Origin of the sequence: Povalibacter sp., from assembly GCF_036735925.1 — a bacterium.
Taxonomy (GTDB): Bacteria; Pseudomonadota; Gammaproteobacteria; order Steroidobacterales; family Steroidobacteraceae; genus Steroidobacter.
This window is the reverse complement of sequence record NZ_DAINNK010000013.1, coordinates 1-19196: the sequence shown is the minus strand read 5'-3', so window position 1 is coordinate 19196 and position 19196 is coordinate 1. Positions and strand designations below refer to the sequence as shown.

The following is a 19196-nucleotide window of genomic DNA, read 5'->3' as shown; positions in this document are numbered from 1 at the left end:
GAGCACGATGCATCGATTGCTCATCTTGTAATGAATGAGCCTGAGGGCCGGTCTGATGCGCGAGGACGGCCGATTGCGCCGCTTCCGTTCGGGTCATCGTCAATTCACTTAAAGGAATTCCCCATGAAAACCTCGACCAAAATCTCCGGTGCCGCCATCGCCACTGCCGCCGCCATGCTGTTCGGCACGTTGACGGCCGTGCCGGCGAGCGCCGCCGATGAAGCCAAGGTGAAGTGCGAAGGCGTCAACGCGTGCAAGGGCACATCGGCCTGTGCGACGGCACAGAACTCCTGCCAGGGTCAGAACAGCTGCAAGGGTCACGGCTATCTGACGCTCAGCAAGGCCGAGTGCGATGCCGCGAAGGCGAAAGTGGAAGCGGAGAAGAAGAAGTCGTGACGCGGGTACGGGAGTTGTGGGGCCGGCTTTAGCCGGCCTCTTCCGGAGTCAGGCTCAAGCCTGACCTACATGGGAACGTCACGCTGACATGCTGCCTTCTTCCACCACGCCTTCGCTCGGCTTCGGCCTGGGCCTGCGGCCAGAACACTACGACGACGCCCTGCAGGGTCGGCCTGCGGTCGACTGGTTCGAAATCCTCAGCGAGAACTACCTGATTCCCGGCGGACGACCGCTGCACTATCTCGACCGGATTCGCGCACGCTATCCGCTCGTCATGCATGGCGTATCGCTGTCGATCGGCAGCACCGATCCGCTGGATCTGCCGTACTTGCGGGACCTGAAAGCGCTGGCGCAACGGATCGAGCCGGCGTGGATTTCCGATCATCTGTGCTGGACCGGCGTCGGCGGCACGAATCTGCACGATCTGATGCCGCTGCCCCATACCGAAGAAGCCCTGCGACACGTCGCGCGCCGCGTACAGCAGGTGCAGGATTTTCTCGGCGGTCGCATCCTGCTGGAGAACGTTTCGAGCTACGTGACGTATGCGCAGTCGACGATGCAGGAATGGGAATTCCTCGCGGCGCTCGTCGTGGAAGCCGACTGCGAGCTGCTGCTCGACGTGAACAACATCTACGTCAGCAGCGTGAATCACGGTTTCGATCCGCACGCCTTCCTTGCCGGCATTCCGGTCGATCGCGTGCGCCAGATGCATCTGGCCGGTCATCAGCATCAGCGCAGGGCGGACGGCTCTGCGGGCGAGCTTCTGATCGATACGCACGATCAGCCGGTGCCGGAGCCGGTGTGGGACCTCTATCGTGCGGCGGTGCGACGCTTTCCGGGCGTCTCCACCATGATCGAACGCGACGGCAACATTCCGCCGCTGGCGGAGCTGGTCGCGGAACTGGAGCGGGCGCGGGCGATTGCCGGCGGCGATCTTCTTGTAGGTCAGGCTTCAGCCTGACCCTTCCCAGGCCGGCCAAAGCCGGCCCCACAGGCAGAGCGATGCCTCACCAGCCGACTCGATAATCCACCGCCGCGAACACCTTCTGCGCCACTTCATCGAGCGGCGCATCCTTGCCGAGCACGACCAGCGAGCCGCGCGGTGCGGGCATCACGACGCCTTCGAATCCGCCTTCGTTGAAGTATCGCGACTTCTTCACGCTCTCTTCGTACGTCAGCAGCAACACGGTCACCGGCCCCGCGGCAGTCTTCACGACGAGATGCGCGACGTGATGATTGCGGAAGGGACAGGTCGTCGCATAGGTGACATCGGCCATGCCGGGTCTGAGCTGCAGATCCGATTCGGCCAGTACCGCGGCCAGTTCGGCCTCGCCGATGACGACGCGATCGGGCTGCAGCGAGTCCGCCTCATGCATCACGTGCTGCACCACTTCCTGCGCGAGCGTGTCGCGCGGGAAACCGAGCCAGAAGACGCCGAGTGCCACGGCGAGCATCACGCTGGCGGCAAGGCTCCATTGCATGATGCGGCGGCGCGGAGCGGACGCTGCAGTCCGGGACGCCGGTACATCGACGTCGATCGCCAGTGCCCGCTGGATGACGGAGTCCATCTGCTGCATCTGCTGGCGATAGCGCGCGCACGCGACGCACTGCGCAGCGTGCTGCAGTATTTCCGGCGCCTGCGAGTGCGGTTCGGCACCCACGGCCCGGCGGAATTCAAGACAGGTCATCGACATCTTTCTCGTCCACCGGTTCGCCCAGCATTTTCCTGCGCAGCACGTGCCGGGCCCGATACAACCGCGTCAGCACGGCCGGCACGCTCAGCTCCATGTGCCTGGCGATTTCTTCCGTGGAATAGCCGAACAGCACCTGCAGCACCAGCGGTTCCCGATAGCCGGCCTCGAGCTGCGCGATCGCCGTTCGCATCTCGTCGACTTCGCCGTCATCGCCCGCGATGAAGGCCGCGTCGCCCGAGGCGAGCGCGGTTTCCAGATCGACGGTCTCCAGGCGTTTACGCTCGAACATGCGTGCCAGCTCGCGTCTCGCAATGGTCAGCAGCCACGGACGCGCGGCGCCGGCATCGCTCAGCGAGCCGATGGAGCGCCACGCCCGCAGCCAGGTTTCCTGCACCACGTCGTCGGTCAGCGTCCGGTTGCGACACAACCAGAACACGAACCGATACAGATCCGCCTTGTACGGTACGCACAGCGCCTCGAAGCGCTGGCGGTCGTCCGCAGCGGCGGGTTCCATATCGACAGACCGGTCGGAGGGAGCGGACATTGCAGCCGCAGTGTACTGGAGAGCGCCCCGTCTTCCTGTAGGTCAGGCTTCAGCCTGACTGTTTTCAGGCCGGCTGAAGCCGGCCCCACAACGGAAAGAGGACGCGCGCGAAATCGCGGCCCGACAGCGGCTGCGAGTAGTGATACCCCTGCAGTTCGTCGCAGCCGTTGCTGCGCAGGAATTCGAGCTGCTGCTCGGTCTCCACGCCTTCGGCCACGACCTTCAATCCCAGGTTGTGTCCGAGCGCGATGATGGTGCGCACGATGGTTGCATCGTCGGCATCGGTGGCGATGTCCTGCACGAAGGAGCGGTCGACCTTGAGACGATCGACCGGCAGGCGCTTCAGGTAGCTGAGACTGGAATAGCCGGTACCGAAGTCGTCCAGTGCGATCAGCACGCCGAGTTCGCTCAGCGCATCGAGCATGGCGATGAACTGCTCGGCATCGTGCATCACCGCGCTTTCGGTCAGTTCGATTTCCAGGTAGCGCGGCTCGAGGCCGGTTTCGCGCAGCACGTCGGCCACCGTCTGCGCGAAATTCTCCTGCCGGAACTGGCGCGCCGATACGTTCACGGAGATCACGAACGGTTCCAGGCCCGCGTCCTGCCACACCTTGTTCTGCTCGCAGGCCGTGCGCAGCACCCACTTGCCGATCGGCGCGATCAGGCCGATCTCTTCGGCGACCGGAATGAAGCGCGCAGGCGGCACGATCTCGTGCGCAGACACCTGCCAGCGGATCAAGGCCTCGGCGCCGACGATGCGGCGCGTCTGCATGTCGATGCGCGGCTGGTAGTGCAGTTCGAACTGCTGGCGTTCCAGCGCGCGACGCAGCTTGTTCTCCAGTTCCAGCCGCTGCGTGATCAGCGCGTTCATCTCGGCGGTGAAGAACTGGAAATTGTTGCGGCCCTTTTCCTTGGCACGATACATCGCGGTGTCGGCGTGCTTGAGCAGCGTCTGCGCGTTGTCGCCATCGTCGGGATAGAGCGCGACGCCGATGCTGCAGGTGACGTTGAAGTCGCCCTGCGGGATGGTCCACGGCTGCGAGATGTCCGAGAGCATGCGTTCCAGCACCACGGCGACGGCATCGGGATCGCGCTGGCCGTTGATCAGCAGCACGAACTCGTCGCCGCCGAGGCGCGCCACGGTGTCGCTCTCGCGCACGCTGCTTTTCAGGCGCTCGGCCATCGCACGCAGCAGTTCGTCGCCGACGTGATGACCGAGGCTGTCGTTGATGAACTTGAAACGGTCCAGGTCGACGAATACCACGGCGAGGCGCGTGCCATAACCTGCCGCCGTGAGGATGGCCTGCTGCAGCCGGTCGTTGAGCAGCGAACGGTTGGCCAGGCCGGTGAGCGTGTCGTAGTTCGCCTGCTGTTCGATGCGCGCCTGGTAGAGCTTGCGTTCGGTGACGTCCTCGACCGTGCCCTCGTAGCACACGACCTGACCGTCATCGTTGTGAACCGCGCGCGCGTTCTCGGCGATCCAGATCACTTCGCCGTTCTTGCGCCGGATCTGCGCCTCGAAATTGGCGATCACGCCGCGACTCTTGATCTGACGCATGAACTCGTCGCGGCGCGACGGATCGACATAGAGCTGGTGGCGGATGTCCTTCAGCGACTCGATCAGCTCCGCCGGCGAATCGAAACCGTAGATGCGCGCCAGCGCCGGATTGGCATCGAGATACCGCCCGTCGGGCGTGGTGCGGAAGATGCCTTCGATCGCGTTCTCGAACAGGTTGTAGTAGCGCCGCTCCGCTTCGCGCAGCGCCTGCGAGGACTGCTTGCGGTCGGTGATGTCCTGCACGATGCCTTCGATGGCGACGAGTTCGCCGCGCATGTCGTAGACGCCGGCGCCGCGCTCCCACACCCAGCGGACTTCGCCGCTGGCGTGCACGATGCGGTATTCGCAGTCGAAGCGCTGGCGCAGCTGCAGGCCGCTGGCGATTTCGTCGCGCACGCGCGGCCGGTCCTCGGGATGCGTGACCTGCTCATAGGACACGCGGTTGTTCAGGAGCAGGTCGTCCGCGTCGTAGCCCGTCAGTCGGCGACAGCCGTCGCTGACGAACTCCATGGTCCAGTTCGCATCATCCCGGCAGCGATAGACCATGCCGTCGAGATTGCCGAGCAGCGTGCGCAGCATCCGCGCGGTCTCGCCGCTGATGACGGTGGTATCGAAGGCCGGCAGATCGCCCGAGTCGACGGCCAGCAGATCGGCGAGGAACGTCCCGGACGTTTCCAGCGAATCCAGCGTTTGCGGCGCATCGGTTGCTGCAGATGGAAGATCCTCCTGCAGGAGATCTTTCTTGGTTGGAGCCGAAGACATCATGCCGGATGCGACTGTGCTGAAAAGAGCCGCTAGATATCAGTATGCAAGCCGCGAACAGCAGGCAACTTGTCACAGAATCCGTGCATCGCGGCAACGTCGCATCGAAGTCGTGAATTCGCGCCGCCGGCGCACGGACCGCGGGCGCTGATGGACGGTGCGGCACCGTCGTGGGGCGCTCTTCCTGTGGGGCCGGCTTCAGCCGGCCTCTTTATCAGAAGTCAGGCTGAAGCCTGACCTACAGGAGGAAGGGCCTTACCACGCGATGCCGTAGTCATCGCCGTGCCATGCCGCGGCGCCCGCCAGGGTGCCGTGCTGGCGATCGAGGTAGATCGCCGTCACCGGACCCGAATTGTTCTCGACGAACTCCAGCTTGTAACCCATGCGCTGCAGATCGGTGCGTACCCAGGCGGGAACGGAGTGGGTCAGCGTCAGGCGGCCCGGAAAGGATTCGTGCGCACCGAACGAATCGCGCATCTGGTAGCTGGTGATGTTCGCGCCTTCGGCCGCCTCCTGGACGTTCATCCCGAACTCGACGAAGTTGAGAAAGAACTGCAGCAGGTTCTGCTCCTGCGTATCGCCGCCCTGCACGGCGAAGGCGAGCAGCGGCTTGCCGTCCTTCATCGCGAGCGATGGCGTCAACGTCGCACGCGGACGCTTGCCCGGCGCCACGACGTTGAAGGGATTGTCGTCCGCATCGAGCACGAAGCTCTGCATGCGCTGGCTCATGCCGATGCCGGTCTTGCCGGCGATCACGGCCGGAATCCAGCCGCCGCTCGGCGTGACGGACACGACCCAGCCTTCCTTGTCGGCCGCTTCCACGCTCGTCGTGCCGAGCCGGAACGTGCGATCGAACTCGGCGACCGTGATCGGGCTCCATTGCGCCGGCGGCGCCTTGCCCGGTGCCGGCTTCACGGTGTGCCACTTCTGCAGCTGTTCCTTGAAGGGATTCGTGGCGTTCTGGAAGGGATACGGATCGCCGGGGCGGATGTCGGGATCGTTGCGATCCGGTCGAACCAGCTTCGCGCGTTCGCGTGCATAGTCCTTCGACAACAGTCCGCGGATCGGCTCCTCCGGCGGAAAACGCGGATCGCCGTAGTAGAAATCGCGATCGGCGAACGCCAGGTTCATCGACTGATACAGCGTGTGGATGTAGCGCGAGCTGTTGTAACCCATCGACTTGAGGTCGAAGTTCTCGAGGATGTTCAGCGCCTGCAGCAGCGACGGACCCTGTACCCAGGTCGTGAGCTTGTAGACGTCGATGCCGCGATAGTGGGTGGTCTCGGGTTCTTCGAGATGCACCTGCCAGTTGGCGAGATCCGCCGGCGTGTGCAGGCCGCCGAGTTCGCGCGAACCGCGCGCGAATTCCTTCGCGATGTCGCCTTGGTAGAAGCGGTCGTACGCGGCCATGATCGCGTCCTTGCGCGACTTGCCGGCCTTCAATGCGGCCGCTTCCGTCTCCACCAGCTTGCGCAGCGTCGCGGCAAGATCGGGCTGACGGAACATTTCGCCGGCGACCGGCGCAGCGCGGCCCTTGAAGGCCGGATCGTTCTCATGAACGAGAAACGTGCGCCGCGACTCGGGCCACTTGCGCAGTTCGTCCTTCCAGCGCTCGATGGTGTTCGCCGCCTGCTCCTCGATCGGATAGCCATCGGCCATGTCGATCGCCGGCGCCAGCACTTCCGCGAGGCTGAGTTTTCCGTACTCGGCGAGCATCACCATGATGCCGCCGGGCGTACCCGGCGTGACGGCCGCGAGCGGCCCGAACTCGGGCGGATAGTCGTAACCCTTCTTCCTGAAAAACTCCGGCGTCGCACCCGTCGGCGCCACACCGAGCGCATTCACGCCGATGACCTTGCCCGTGTGCGGGTTATAGATGAGCGCCTGCGTCTCGCCGCCCCAGCCGAGCGTGTCCCACATCGTCGACGTCGCCGCGATCATCGCGCACGCCGCATCGACGGCATTGCCGCCCTGCATGAAGATCTTCGCACCCGCCGTCGCTGCGAGCGGCTTGCCGGTGACGGCGACCCAGTGCTGGCCGTGCAGGACGGGTTTGACGGACTTTGCGTGGGCAGCACCTGACATGGCAGTGAGTACGGCAACAATGATCGTCGCGAAGGAGCTCGGGATTATTTTCATGATCGACTCCGATTCATGTGCCGGCGCGAGACGTTCCGCCGCACACGAGCATGCAGGAATCTGCGGTGTTCTATGTGCATAGCCCGACGCATTTCTTCGCCCCGCTGAAAGAAAGAATTCCAGCCTTCGGCAGCCCTGACGGCCCGCGGCGATAGGTACTCACGGAAGTGGAAGGGGCGCGTGGGAGTTTGATCTGACGGTCGAAGCGCTGACGAAGGAGGGCGAGGAGACCTCGCGGTGAGCTGCTTCCATGAATCCGCCGCTGCTTCCATGAAATCACCGTGTTTTTGCTACTAATCCATAAAATGACCGCTATGAGACTGGCATCCCGGTAATTTCATGGATAGTCTCTGCGAAAGCGGTTATTTCATGGAAAAGACGGTCATTGTCATGGAAAAAAGAGCGGGTGCGCAAAGGGTCGGGTACCACCGATTGGTGGAGCGCTTTGGGCTCGCCGCCCTGCCCCTGGCAACCGCGGCCGTCATAGACAGCGCGGTGCGAGGTCGCGACCGAATCCGGCAGGGCGAGCAGGATCTCCAGCGCTTTCAGCCCACCTATCGACCCGACGACACACCGCAGGCCGATCTGCTGTTTGCTCTGCGATACGAAGGCATCAATCTGCAGGTGCTGGCGCTGCTGTTCGCAAGACGTGGTGCGCAGGACATCCAGCCGCTGCTCGATGCGAGCCCACAGTCTGCCTACGCACGACGGCTCGGCTATCTCTACGAATGGCTGACCGGCGAATCCATTCCCTTCGCCACACCCGCGCGGTCCTCGTACATCAGGCTGGTCGACGACAAATTGCAGTTCGGCCGCGCGCGCGGCGCACGCGATTCCAAGTTCCGGATCGTCGACAACCTGCCCGGCAATCGCGAGTTCTGTCCGCTGGTGCGCAAGACGCCTCGTCTGCAGGCCATGATCGAGAAAGACCTGGCGCGCCTGACGCACGAGACGCTCGCGCGTTACGACCATGCATTGCTGCAGCGGGCCGCCGGCTTCCTGTATCTGATGGAAACCCAGTCGTCCTTCGAAGTCGAACGCGAGAAACCGAGTGTGCAGAAGGCGCAACGGTTCGCCGAATTGCTGCGCGAGGCGGAAACCGGCGCATCGCTGTCAGAGGATCGGTTCGTTGAATTGCAGAATGCAGTCGTCGATCCGCGCTTTCGCGAGGCGTCATGGCGAACGCAACAGAACTGGATCGGCGACGATCTGGGATATCGCAAGCGCGTGGCATTCGTTCCGCCACGGCCCGACGACGCACGTTCGCTGATGGAAGGACTCGTGGCGATGTCGGAGTCGTTGCGTGCGACGCCCGGAGATCTCGATCCCGTCGTGGCCGCCGCCTCGCTCGCTTTCGGTTTCGTGTTCATCCATCCCTTCATGGACGGCAATGGCCGGCTGCATCGTTACCTGATCCATGAGGTGCTTTCGTCGAGCGGCTTCACGCCGAAAGGCATCGTCCTGCCGGTGTCGGCGGTGATCTTCGCCAACCTCGAAGCCTATGTCGCCACGCTCGAAAATTTCTCGAAGGCCGTCAATGCGCGCACGGACTGGAATCCGGATACGCCGCAGATTCCGACCTCGGGCAACGATGCACTGTACTTCCGCTACTTCGACGCGACAGTGCAGACCGAATTCCTGTGCTGGGCACTGGAGCGCACCATCGAACACGACCTGGTGCAGGAGATCGCCTTCCTGCTCGGTTTCGATCGCGCCCGCCGCGCGCTCGATGCCCAACTCGACTGGCCGCCGCATTCGCTCGATCTGTTCATCCGCGTAGTGCGACAGAACGATTTCACGCTGTCGACGAACAAGCGCGATGCGCACTTTGCGTGGATGACGGACGAGGAAGTGCGGATGTCGGAACGGACAGTGAGGGAAAGTTTCGCGGCGGGAGTCGGGGGCGGGTAGAGGCTCACTGCACCGCCGGCAGCCGGAACGCCAGGCCGTCCTTGATCACGACGATCGGACTCTGCAGCACGGTGATGTCCTGCAGCGGGTCGCCTTTCACGGCGATCAGGTCGCCGAATTTTCCGGGGGCGATGGCACCGACGCGGTCTTCCCAGCCCATGTATTTTGCGGCGACGGAGGTTGCCGACTGGATCGCCTCCATCGGCGTCATGCCGCGCTGGACCATGATCGGAAACTGGCGCGCATTCCAGCCGTGCGGATACACGCCGGCATCGGTGCCGTAGACGATGGCGACGCCGGCGGCGTGGGCCTTCGTGAAGGCCTGACGCTGCGCTTCGGTGGTTTCGGAATTCTTGCGCAGGAATTCTTCGGGCCAGCCCTGCTTGCGGCCTTCGGTGTCGATGTAGTCGCCGTTGTAGACATCCATCGACAGCGCCACGCCGCGTTCCTTGGCGAGCGCGATGCCTGCGTCGTCGATGAGCGAGGCATGCTCGATCGTGTCGGCGCCGGCGCGGATCGCGTCCTTGATGGATTCGGCGCCGTGCGCGTGCGCCGCCACCTTCTTGCCCGCGGCATGCGCGACTTCGACGACGGCACGGATCTCGTCCTCCGTCATTTCGCGCTCGCCCGGTACGCCGCCATAGGCGAGCACGGCGCCCGAGGCGATCACCTTCAGTACATCGGCACCGCCGTCGATGGCGATCTGTGCCTTGCGGCGGAATTCTTCCGCTCCCTTCGCGACGCCCGCATGAAACTCCGGCGGGATTTCCTCGCGCGGCATGCTGGGCACGATGAGATCGCCGCCGCCGTTGGCGATGGTCAGGTAGTAGCCGCTGACCTGCATGCGCGGGCCGGCGACATTGCCGCGATCGATCGCATCGCGCAGTTCGCGATCCTGCCAGGCGTGATACACGCCGACGTTGCGCACGGTGGTGAAGCCCGCGAGCAATGTCGCTTCGGCCTGCGAGCGCGACAGCACCCACTGTTCGTCGTCGTTGCGACGCAGGTAGATGCTCATGTCGGTCGAGTCGCTGAAGGTCTCGGTGATGTGATCGTGCATGTCGATCAGGCCGGGCAGGCAGGTGTAGTCGCGCAGATCGAGCGAGGCGAGGTCGGCAGGTTTGTCGTAGCCTGCATTCACCGCGGCGATTTTTCCTTCGCGGATGACGACCGTGACTTCGCTACGCGGCGCATCACTTGTTCCGTCGATGAGCGTGCCGCATTGGATCGACAGGGAGCCGGCCTTGTACGGCGCGGTCGCCAGCGTGACGGGCTCCGGCGGACGCGGCTGCGGCTGTCGGCCGCAGCCGGCGAGGATCAGTGCTGCTGCGATGCCGGAGACGAACACACGATGGGACTGCATGACGGTTCCGGAAGACTGCGATGAGAATGTGATTGCGGCCCGTGGGGCAGCGGGCATCATACGCGCTGGCCGGCAGCCTCACCGGGCGAACAGGAAACCGCATGAACGACATCATCCTGCATCACTATCCGACTTCGCCGTTCGCCGAGAAGGTGCGCATCGCGCTCGGCATCAAGGGCCTGTCGTGGCGCTCCGTCACCATCCCGATGATCATGCCCAAGCCGGATCTGATGCCGCTCACCGGCGGCTATCGCAAGACGCCGGTGATGCAGATCGGCGCGGACATCTATTGCGACACGCATTGCATCCTGCGCGAACTGGAGCGGCGTCATCCGCAGCCGAGCCTGTACGCGGGCACCGACGCCGGCACCGCCAATGCGCTGGCGTTCTGGCACGACCGCAACGTGTTCATGCCAGCGGTGGGACTCGCCTTCGGCGGCCGCGACATGGCGCAGCTGCCGCCGGGATTCGCCGAAGATCGCGCGAAGATGTCGGGACGGCCGCTGGACATCGAACGCCTGCGCGCCGCGGCGCCGATGTTCGTCGATCAATTGCGGACGCAGTGGGTGTGGCTCGAACACATGCTCGCGGACGAACGCCCCTTCCTGCAGGGTCAGCAGCCGACGCTGCTCGATTGCGCCGTGTATCACCCGTGCTGGTTCATCAGGAACGCCGGCGTGACGACGGCCTTCGCCGAATTTCCGCGACTGACGGCGTGGATGGAGCGAGTGAAGCAGATCGGTCACGGCACGCCGACGGCGCTCGATGCGAAGGAAGCGCTCGCGATTGCGAAGGCGGCCACACCGCAGGCGAGCGAGCGCCTCGATGCGAACGAGCCGTTGGGCCGCAAGCCCGGCATGAAGATCGAAGTGACGCCCGACGATACGGGCAAGGATCCGGTCGCCGGCGAGCTGGTGTCGATTTCGCCTGAAGAAGTGGTGATCCGGCGTGAGGATCCGCTGGTCGGTGCAGTGGCGGTGCACTTTCCGCGGATGGGGTTCGTGATCAAGGCGGCGTGATCTCTATCTTCCTGCTGTAGGGCCGGCTTTAGCCGGCCCTCTGACTGTAGGTCAGGCTTCAGCCTGACTTCTGAAAGAGGCCGGCTGAAGCCGGCCCCACAGAAAGATCACTCCGCCGCGACCGCCTCCAGCGCCTGCTTGCGCGCGGCCTCGAACTCATCGCCCGGCACCCACGTCGGCATCGCGTCGGCATTCGCGACATCGAGGCCGGTCCAGAAACCGAGTTGGGCGTCTTCGATCATGCCTTCGAAATTCCAGCGGTCGTTGATCTCGTCCGAGGGCTGGTGATAGCTGGTCTTCTCGTAGCTCTCGCGCTGTTCGCGGCCCCAGCCTTCCGGCTTGCCGATGAAGTCCGTGCCGCTGCCGGTGTAGAGCGCAGGCACGCCGATCTTGGCGAAGTTGAACTGGTCGGAGCGATAGAAGCTGCCGCGATCCGGGAACTGGTCGGCGAACACGGTGCGGCCCTGCGTCGCCGCGACCGCTTCGAGCACGGCATCGAGCGAGGACTTGCCCTTGCCGATGTAGGTCACGTCCTTCGTGCGGCCCCAGATGTTGCCGCTGTCGAAGTTGATGTTCGCGGCGATCCTGCCCGGCGGCATGGTCGGATGTTCGGCGAAGTATTTCGACCCGAGCAGACCCTGCTCTTCCGCGGCGACGAACAGCAGCATCACGGAACGACGCGGCGCGCTCGGCAACGCCTTGAAGGCCTTGCCGATGCCGAGAACCATCGCGGTGCCGGAGGCATTGTCCATCGCGCCGTTGTAGATGGTGTCGCCGTCCTTGTCGGGCGCGCCGATGCCTAGATGATCGTGATGCGCCGTGTAGATCACATACTCGCTCGCGAGTTGCGGATCGCTGCCCTTCAGCACGCCGTAGACGTTGGCGGTGGTCGAGCGCTTGATCTTGTTGTCGAACGCGAACGACGTCTTCACGCCCAGCGGTACGGGCTGGAAGTCCTTCGACTTCGCGGCCTCGCGCAGCTGGTCGAGATCGTTGCCGGAGAGCTGCACGAGTTCGCGCGCGGCGTCTTCGGTGAGCCACGCCTTCGCCTGCAGGCGCGGTTCGCTCTCGGCCGGCAGTTCGACCTGCTCGCCGCTCCATGATGTCTGCACGACCTGGAATGGATAACCCGCCGACGGCGTGGTGTGAATGATGATCGCACCGGCCGCACCCTGGCGCGCCGCACTCTCATATTTGTAGACCCAGCGACCGTAGTAGAGACGCGTGTTGCCGGCGAACAGCGCGGGATCCCAGTCCGGATCGTTGTTGAGCATCAGCAGGACCTTGCCTTTGAGGTCCTGGCCCTTGAAATCATCCCAGCCGTATTCGGGCGCCTGGATGCCATAGCCGACGAAGACGACTTCCGCATTCTTGATCGCGCCCTTCTCCGCCTGCACGCCGCTGCCGGCGATGTACTGGTCCCACCATTTGAACGAGGCCTGCCTGCCGTCCTTTCTGAAGGTCCACTGCTTCGGCATCTGCGCCTCGACGCCGACGACGTCGAACGTCTGCTGCCAGCCACCGTCCGGACCGCCCGGTTCGAAACCGATCTGCTTCAGCTGCTCGACGAGATAGTCGCGCGCCCTGGTGTCGCCCGGCGTCGCCGGACCGCGGCCCTCGAAGGCATCGGAGGACAGCGTGGTGATGTGAGTGCGCAGGAAATCTGCGGTGATCTGCGACGCCGCGCGCTTCGCTTCGGCGCTGACGGCTTGCGCCGATTGCGGCGCGGGGGTCGGTGTGGGTTCGTGCCGCTTGCATCCCGTGACGGCAAACGAGGTCGTGAGCAGCGCTGCGAACAGCACGCCATGACGCGGGACTGTATACATGGGAACTCCGGTGGCAGGCAGTCGCGGGGACTGTACCACCGGAGATTCACGAGACAATCGGGGAAGGGGTGGTCACGAAAGTCACAAGGGTCACACGGGTCACGAAGACAGGCTCTGTACTTTCGTGACTTTCGTGACTCTCGTGACCTTCGTCACTGGCTTACTTACAGCTTCAGCGCCACCTTCACCGAGCCATCCACCGCGGACGAATCGATGTAGCCGATCGCGTTCGGATCGCCGGCGACGAACGCCTTCACGTCCGCATCGCTCTTCAGTTCCTTCGGCGGCGTGCCCTTGCCCGTGAAGGTGATGCGCGCCCACGTGGCTTTCGCCTGCGCGGACGAGCGGCCCGTCGCCTTCTGATAGAAGTCGTTGCGGATGCCTGCCGACTCCGGCTGATCAGCCAGCGTCGCAGCGCCGCCGCTCGGGAACGTGGTCGTGCTGCCCAGATAGATCGCCGACACCTGCTCCGCAGTGAGCGAGGCCGCCGCGTTCTTCGGATTCACGATGACGACGATGTCGGCATGTGCGCCCAGCGTGCCCAGGCCCAGCAGAGAGGCGAGCAGCCATGAATGAGTTTTCAGATTACGCATGGAGTGCTTTCTCTCTCGATCAGAAAATGAAATCGAACGTGAGGCTGTAGACGTTGACCGACTCGCTGAAGCCGACCGGTGCCTGGCCGAAGAAGCCCTTGCCGTCCTTCGGATCGATGTGATCGATCTGCGCCTTGACGACGGCGCCCTTCACCACCGAGAACGCCGGTACGTCGTAACGCAGGCCGAGCGAGTACGTGTTCTGGTCGCTGACGGCGCCCGCCAGTCTGTCGACCGTGGCGTCGAGCGACGCCAGCGTCGCGCGCAGCACGGCATTGCCGGGGGCCGGCGCCGGAATCACGATGTCCTCGTTGGTGCGCGGGCTGTCGACGTTGAGCAGCGCCACCGTCGCATACGGCGTGAACGAACCGAAGCGGTTGCCGAACGTGAGATAGGCGCCGCTCAGTTCAGGAACGACGATGGAGTCGGTGCCGCGATGCGCGTATTCGGCCACGACGAACTGCGTCGCATTGTCGTACTGCAGGCCGACGTTCAGGATCGGCGACTTGTTCTGGTCCATGCCCATTTCGCGGGCGAGATCGGCATAGCCGACGGCGGTCAGCTGGGTCTTCAGCGGGACCAGCGAAGGCAGCTCTTCGTCGTACTGCTTCGTGCCCCAGCCGATGCGGCCGCTGAACGAGCCGTACTCGCCGGTGAGCGCGAGGCCGTACCAGTCCTTGACGTCCAGTTCGTATTCGCCGTTGCCGGTCGTCGTGTTCGGCAGTTCGAGCTTCGAGTTGCCGAAGTACGGCTGCACGGTCAGACGGACCGGGCCCAGGTTCGTGCGCCACACGGCGTCGACGCCGGCGAGCTGGTACACGGGAGAGATGCCATAGACTTCCAGCGGCGGACGCACCCAGATGTTCGAGTAACCGACGTAGATCGAATCGGAGAACATGAAGGTCGGCGGACGCGTGAGGCCGGCGCGCACGGCGAGATTCGACAGCGGCTGCCACTTGAGATACGCCCAGTCGATGCTCGGGCCGAAGTCGCCGTCGGTTTCGCGCTTCACCACACCCTGCGCGGTGAACGCCCACTGGTCGCTGAACTTCACCGTGCCCTGCAGGCCGATGATCGAGTCGTATTCGAACGAGCCGTCCGAATCGATGCCGTCCATGTCGTTGGTGGTCTTGAACACGACGTCATCCTTGTCGAGCTGCGAGTAGCCCGCGGTCGTGAATCCGTTGTAGGAAAACTCCACGGCCGAGCTGACCGAAGGCAGCGCAGCGGCGACGGCAAGTGCAATGATCGAAGTGCGGAATCGCATGGAAGGTATCGCTCCTGACTCAATGTTGAATGTGAACAACTCTCCGTTGTTCGTCCTGCCGCCGTATCGGTTCGTCGTCCGGACATCTTGAGGGGCGTCCTCCGGAACCCGGGGGAGAGTCACGCGAACCGCGACAATTGCCGGAATTGCTGAAGCCGGATTGGGCAATTCGACCCGCCGGTTTCCACCGCAGACGACGCGGGCACCGACGCGTGGAACGGCACCACGAAAAAAGCCCTCGCCGTGGTCGCGGCGAGGGCTTCCGGAGATTTACCAGACAATCGGGGAAGGGGTGGTCACGAAAGTCACAAGGGTCACACGGGTCACGAAGACAGGCTCTGTACTTTCGTGACTTTCGTGACTCTCGTGACCTTCGTCACTGGCTTACTTACAGCTTCAGCGCCACCTTCACCGAGCCATCCACCGCGGACGAATCGATGTAGCCGATCGCGTTCGGATCGCCGGCGACGAACGCCTTCACGTCCGCATCGCTCTTCAGTTCCTTCGGCGGCGTGCCCTTGCCCGTGAAGGTGATGCGCGCCCACGTGGCTTTCGCCTGCGCGGACGAGCGGCCCGTCGCCTTCTGATAGAAGTCGTTGCGGATGCCTGCCGACTCCGGCTGATCAGCCAGCGTCGCAGCGCCGCCGCTCGGGAACGTGGTCGTGCTGCCGAGGTAGATCGCCGACACCTGCTCCGCCGTGAGCGAGGCCGCCGCGTTCTTCGGATTCACGATGACGACGATGTCGGCGTTGGCGCCGGCCGCAGCCAGCGCGAGCGCGAGACCTGCAATGATGTTGCGCATGTGCCTCTCCTAGAAAATGAAGTCGAAGGACAGGCTGTACATGTTGAGCGACCCGTCGAAGCCCGGTTGCACTTCGTTGAGCATGCCGTCGCCTTTCTTCACGTCGATGTGGTCGTACTGGAACTTGACCACCGCGCCATTGAGTACCCAGAACGAGGGGACTTCATAGCGCACGCCGGCACTGTACGAATCCTGGTCGTTGGTGACCGTGCCGATCACGCCGTTGACGGACGCGGACAACGCGGCCAGCGGACCGACGGCCGGAATCGCGGTCGACTCCTGCACGCCATCGCGGCGGACGAAGGCGTAGGTTGCGTACGGCTGGAGCCCGCCGAAGCGGCGTCCGTACGTGAGATAGGCGCCGTGCACGTCCGGCATCACGTAGTTGCCGTGTTCGCTGTCGCGCGACGCGTACTCGCCGGCAACGACGTTCGTGCCGTCGTCGTACTGCACGCCCACGTCGAGGAGCGTGAACTTCTCGCCATCGAGATCGACGCGGCGGGCTTCCGACGCACAGGCGCCGCAGGCCACGGCCGGCCCGCCGTTGAGCGCCGTGATCAGGGGCACGATCGCCGGCGTCGTGGTGCCCAGTTCCATCCTTCCATAGCCCAGACGGGTGGTGAGCGAACCGTAGTCGCCCGAGACCACGATGCCGCCCCACTCGGGCACTTCGGTCGTGTACTCGTTGGTGCCGACCTTGGCTTCGCTGTCGCCGTAGTACGGCTGCACGGTCACGTTGACCGGACCGAGCGAGGTGCGCCAGAGCAGGTCGACGCCGCGCAGCTGGTACGCGGGCGCGAGGTTGTACACCTCGATCGGCGGACGCACCCAGAGGTTCGCGTAACCGATGAACACCGAGTCGGAGAACATGAAGGTGGGCGTGCGCAGATAACCCGCGCGGGCGCTGAAGTTCGACGTCGGCTGCAGCCGCACGTAAGCCCAGTCCAGATGCGGTTTCCAGTCGGCCGTGAGGTCGGCGTAAGCGACGCCCTGGACCGTGGCCGAGATCATGTCGTTGAACTTGGCGGTGACCTGAAGACCGATCTTGGAATCGATCGCGAACGTGCCGTCGCCATCGATGCCCTCCTCCTGACCCAGGTAGCCGACCTGAGCTTCGTCCGTATCGGTCTGCGCGTACGCAGCGGTCGAGAAGCCGCTATAGGAAAAATCGACCGCCGATGCCAGCGCGGGCAGCGATGCCGCGATGGCGAGCGCGATCGTCGAAATTCTGAATCGCATGGGAACTCCGGTGATACATGGGTGCGGGCAATGGCTCGCACCCCTCTGTATCGGCGGGCGACTGCCGATCCTGACGCGGTATCGCCCGAACCTGGTCGCATGGTTCGACCGGTATCGACGATAGGGGATTCACTCAGTGCAGGTTCGTCCGATGATCTGCGTCACAAGAAGCAGCGGCCGTCGGGAAACCGGTTGCCGGGGGTTTCTGTAGGTCAGGCTTCAGCCTGACTCTGACAAAGAGGCCGGCTGAAGCCGGCCCCACAGGAAGAGGGGCCACCCTGACCCGACCGGCTTCTGCCTCACAGCTTCAGCGCCACCTTCACCGAGCCGTCCACCGCGGACGAATCGATGTAGCCGATCGCATTCGGATCGCCGGCGACGAATGCCTTCACGTCCGCATCGCTCTTCAGTTCCTTCGGCGGCGTGCCCTTGCCCGTGAAGGTGATGCGCGCCCACGTGGCTTTCGCCTGCGCGGACGAACGGCCCGTCGCCTTCTGATAGAAGTCGTTGCGGATGCCCGCCGATTCCGGCTGATCAGACAGGGTCGCGGCGCCGCCGCTGGGAAAGTTGGTGGCGCTGCCCAGATAGATCGCCGACACCTGCTCCGCAGTGAGCGAGGCCGCAGCGTTCTTCGGATTCACGATGACGACGATGTCGGCAGTCGCGCTGAGCGAACCCAGCGCCAGTGCGGCGAACGTCAGGGTTGCAATGGTCTTGTGCATGACGTTCTCCAATCAAAAAATGAAGTCGAAGGAGGCACTGATCATGTCTGTCTCACCCTCGAATCCGGGCTGGACGTTGATGAACAGGCCGTTGCCTTCCTTTGCTTCGATGTGATCGTACTGCAGCTTGACGATGGCGCCCTTCACGATCGAAAAGCTCGGCACTTCGTAGCGCAAACCCAGCGTGTACGAATCCTGGTCGTTGCCGGTCGAAGCCAGCGTCGCGTTCGCCGCAGCGGCGATCGCCGCGAACGGGCTGCCGTCGGGAATCGCGGAGGCGTTCGCACCGTCGCGGCGTGCGATGGCATACGTGGCATACGGCATCAGTGAGCCGAAACGATGGCCATAGGTTGCGTATGCCGAGTGCATGTCCGGCGCAACGTACTGTCCGCTTTCGCGCTTGCCATACTCGACGATGGCGAGATTCGTGCCGTTGTCGAACTGCAGGCCGAAATCGAGATACTCGTACGGTGAGCTCGTCGGATCGAGACCATCGGCATCGGTCGCGCAGCCCGCGCAGCCCATCCCGGCCAGCATGCGCAGCTGGTCGATGACACCGGCGAGCTGTGCATTGACGGTATCGAGCTTCTGCCGGCCGTAACCGGCGCGGACCATGAACGAGCCCATCTCGGCGGACGCGGCCAGCCCATACCACTCTTTCACGTCGACGGTCGTCGCAGGATCGCCGGCTTCGAGTTCGCTGTCGCCGTAGTAGGGCTGCACGGATACGGTGACGGCGCCGACGGACTGGCGCCACAGCAGATCGGCGCCGCGCAATTGGTAGACCGGCGTGAGGTTGTAGACCTCCATCGGCGTGCGGATCCAGCTGTTCGCGTAGCCGATGAAGACCGAGTCCGAAAACATGAAGGTCGGCGCACGCATGTAGCCGACACGGGCGCTCAGGTTCGATACGGGCTGGAACTTGATGTAGGCCCAGTCGAGATGGGGTTCCCAGTTCGACGTCAGATCGGTGTACGCGACGCCCTGCACGGTCGCCGAGAACATATCGTTGAACCGGGCGGTCACTTGCACGCCGAGCTTCGAGTCCGCCTTGAACGAACCATCCTCGTCGATGCCTTCGGGCTGACCGACGTAACCCACCTGCGCCAGGTCGGTGTCGGTCTGGGCATAGGCGGCCGTCGAAAAGCCGCTGTAGGAAAAGTCGACCGCCGCGGCGAGCGACGGCAGGGCAGCCGCGACGGCGAGCGCGACCGCTGGAATTCTGGGACGCATGCAAATGACTCCGGTGTTTCGGCAGTACTGCCTGCCGCATGATCCAGCTATCGGCTGATCGCAGCGCGGCAATGATGCGGCGCATGCTGCATGCGGCGTACGGGGTTTTCCTGAACGGCGCCGATCGG

General features: G+C 64.0%; 16 protein-coding genes. 4 read left to right on the top strand and 12 right to left on the bottom strand.

Annotated features, from left to right (window positions below):
* Window positions 1-123: 123 nt before the first annotated feature.
* Both bufA2 and bufB read left to right on the top strand, forming a co-directional pair.
* Complete coding sequence (bufA2, locus tag V7D81_RS06295; protein WP_324315288.1) at window positions 124-396, top strand: BufA2 family periplasmic bufferin-type metallophore; 273 nt, start codon at window positions 124-126, stop codon at window positions 394-396.
* 88 nt (window positions 397-484) lie between these two features.
* On the top strand, window positions 485-1357 hold the full coding sequence (bufB, locus tag V7D81_RS06290; protein ID WP_324315287.1) for an MNIO family bufferin maturase: 873 nt from the start codon (window positions 485-487) through the stop codon (window positions 1355-1357).
* A gap of 46 nt (window positions 1358-1403) precedes the next feature.
* Here bufB and V7D81_RS06285 read toward each other — a convergent pair whose 3' ends face one another.
* The 4 genes from V7D81_RS06285 to V7D81_RS06270 all read right to left on the bottom strand — a co-directional run bounded on the left by V7D81_RS06285 (window position 1404) and on the right by V7D81_RS06270 (window position 7039).
* The gene (locus V7D81_RS06285) at window positions 1404-2084 is read right to left on the bottom strand and encodes a DUF3379 family protein (RefSeq protein WP_324315286.1); all 681 of its coding nucleotides are present in this window, start codon (window positions 2082-2084) and stop codon (window positions 1404-1406) included.
* Window positions 2071-2604, bottom strand: coding sequence for a sigma-70 family RNA polymerase sigma factor (locus tag V7D81_RS06280; RefSeq protein WP_324315285.1), 534 nt, complete (start codon window positions 2602-2604; stop codon window positions 2071-2073). Before V7D81_RS06280 ends, V7D81_RS06285 begins: the two co-directional genes overlap by 14 nt.
* Before the next feature lie 94 nt (window positions 2605-2698).
* Window positions 2699-4954, bottom strand: coding sequence for a putative bifunctional diguanylate cyclase/phosphodiesterase (locus V7D81_RS06275; protein ID WP_324315284.1), 2256 nt, complete (start codon window positions 4952-4954; stop codon window positions 2699-2701).
* Window positions 4955-5209: 255 nt separating this feature from the next.
* Window positions 5210-7039 (bottom strand): gamma-glutamyltransferase family protein, encoded by a 1830-nt coding sequence (locus tag V7D81_RS06270; RefSeq protein ID WP_349257615.1) that lies wholly within the window; start codon window positions 7037-7039, stop codon window positions 5210-5212.
* Between the two features lie 393 nt (window positions 7040-7432).
* Here V7D81_RS06270 and V7D81_RS06265 point away from each other — a divergent pair, with 393 nt between their 5' ends.
* On the top strand, window positions 7433-9004 hold the full coding sequence (locus V7D81_RS06265) for a Fic family protein (protein ID WP_324315282.1): 1572 nt from the start codon (window positions 7433-7435) through the stop codon (window positions 9002-9004).
* Window positions 9005-9008: 4 nt separating this feature from the next.
* Here V7D81_RS06265 and V7D81_RS06260 read toward each other — a convergent pair whose 3' ends face one another.
* On the bottom strand, window positions 9009-10367 hold the full coding sequence (locus V7D81_RS06260; protein WP_324315281.1) for a metal-dependent hydrolase family protein: 1359 nt from the start codon (window positions 10365-10367) through the stop codon (window positions 9009-9011).
* Window positions 10368-10468: 101 nt separating this feature from the next.
* Between V7D81_RS06260 and V7D81_RS06255 the strand changes: the two genes are divergently transcribed.
* The gene (locus V7D81_RS06255) at window positions 10469-11386 is read left to right on the top strand and encodes a glutathione S-transferase family protein (protein ID WP_324315280.1); all 918 of its coding nucleotides are present in this window, start codon (window positions 10469-10471) and stop codon (window positions 11384-11386) included.
* A gap of 107 nt (window positions 11387-11493) precedes the next feature.
* On the opposite strand, the gene V7D81_RS06250 is transcribed toward V7D81_RS06255, so the two are convergent.
* The 7 genes from V7D81_RS06250 to V7D81_RS06220 form a co-directional block, all read right to left on the bottom strand.
* Complete coding sequence (locus tag V7D81_RS06250) at window positions 11494-13212, bottom strand: M28 family peptidase (protein ID WP_324315279.1); 1719 nt, start codon at window positions 13210-13212, stop codon at window positions 11494-11496.
* Between the two features lie 164 nt (window positions 13213-13376).
* Entirely contained in the window at window positions 13377-13805 is a 429-nt protein-coding gene (locus V7D81_RS06245; RefSeq protein WP_324315278.1) for a hypothetical protein, read from the bottom strand.
* Window positions 13806-13824: 19 nt separating this feature from the next.
* Window positions 13825-15072, bottom strand: coding sequence for a porin (locus tag V7D81_RS06240; protein ID WP_324315277.1), 1248 nt, complete (start codon window positions 15070-15072; stop codon window positions 13825-13827).
* 388 nt (window positions 15073-15460) lie between these two features.
* Complete coding sequence (locus V7D81_RS06235) at window positions 15461-15874, bottom strand: hypothetical protein (protein WP_324315276.1); 414 nt, start codon at window positions 15872-15874, stop codon at window positions 15461-15463.
* 9 nt (window positions 15875-15883) lie between these two features.
* Entirely contained in the window at window positions 15884-17113 is a 1230-nt protein-coding gene (locus V7D81_RS06230; protein WP_324315275.1) for a hypothetical protein, read from the bottom strand.
* Window positions 17114-17412: 299 nt separating this feature from the next.
* Window positions 17413-17835, bottom strand: a complete 423-nt coding sequence (locus tag V7D81_RS06225) for a hypothetical protein (RefSeq protein WP_324315274.1) — start codon at window positions 17833-17835, stop codon at window positions 17413-17415.
* 12 nt (window positions 17836-17847) lie between these two features.
* Window positions 17848-19068, bottom strand: coding sequence for a hypothetical protein (locus V7D81_RS06220; protein ID WP_324315273.1), 1221 nt, complete (start codon window positions 19066-19068; stop codon window positions 17848-17850).
* Window positions 19069-19196: the final 128 nt, after the last annotated feature.

Coding starts and splice junctions, on each gene's coding strand:
- bufA2 (WP_324315288.1), top strand. CDS start 124: ATGAAAACCTCGACCAAAATCTCCGGTGCCGCCATCGCCACTGCCGCC.
- bufB (WP_324315287.1), top strand. CDS start 485: ATGCTGCCTTCTTCCACCACGCCTTCGCTCGGCTTCGGCCTGGGCCTG.
- V7D81_RS06285 (WP_324315286.1), bottom strand. CDS start 2,084: ATGACCTGTCTTGAATTCCGCCGGGCCGTGGGTGCCGAACCGCACTCG.
- V7D81_RS06280 (WP_324315285.1), bottom strand. CDS start 2,604: ATGGAACCCGCCGCTGCGGACGACCGCCAGCGCTTCGAGGCGCTGTGC.
- V7D81_RS06275 (WP_324315284.1), bottom strand. CDS start 4,954: ATGTCTTCGGCTCCAACCAAGAAAGATCTCCTGCAGGAGGATCTTCCA.
- V7D81_RS06270 (WP_349257615.1), bottom strand. CDS start 7,039: ATGTCAGGTGCTGCCCACGCAAAGTCCGTCAAACCCGTCCTGCACGGC.
- V7D81_RS06265 (WP_324315282.1), top strand. CDS start 7,433: ATGGATAGTCTCTGCGAAAGCGGTTATTTCATGGAAAAGACGGTCATT.
- V7D81_RS06260 (WP_324315281.1), bottom strand. CDS start 10,367: ATGCAGTCCCATCGTGTGTTCGTCTCCGGCATCGCAGCAGCACTGATC.
- V7D81_RS06255 (WP_324315280.1), top strand. CDS start 10,469: ATGAACGACATCATCCTGCATCACTATCCGACTTCGCCGTTCGCCGAG.
- V7D81_RS06250 (WP_324315279.1), bottom strand. CDS start 13,212: ATGTATACAGTCCCGCGTCATGGCGTGCTGTTCGCAGCGCTGCTCACG.
- V7D81_RS06245 (WP_324315278.1), bottom strand. CDS start 13,805: ATGCGTAATCTGAAAACTCATTCATGGCTGCTCGCCTCTCTGCTGGGC.
- V7D81_RS06240 (WP_324315277.1), bottom strand. CDS start 15,072: ATGCGATTCCGCACTTCGATCATTGCACTTGCCGTCGCCGCTGCGCTG.
- V7D81_RS06235 (WP_324315276.1), bottom strand. CDS start 15,874: ATGCGCAACATCATTGCAGGTCTCGCGCTCGCGCTGGCTGCGGCCGGC.
- V7D81_RS06230 (WP_324315275.1), bottom strand. CDS start 17,113: ATGCGATTCAGAATTTCGACGATCGCGCTCGCCATCGCGGCATCGCTG.
- V7D81_RS06225 (WP_324315274.1), bottom strand. CDS start 17,835: ATGCACAAGACCATTGCAACCCTGACGTTCGCCGCACTGGCGCTGGGT.
- V7D81_RS06220 (WP_324315273.1), bottom strand. CDS start 19,068: ATGCGTCCCAGAATTCCAGCGGTCGCGCTCGCCGTCGCGGCTGCCCTG.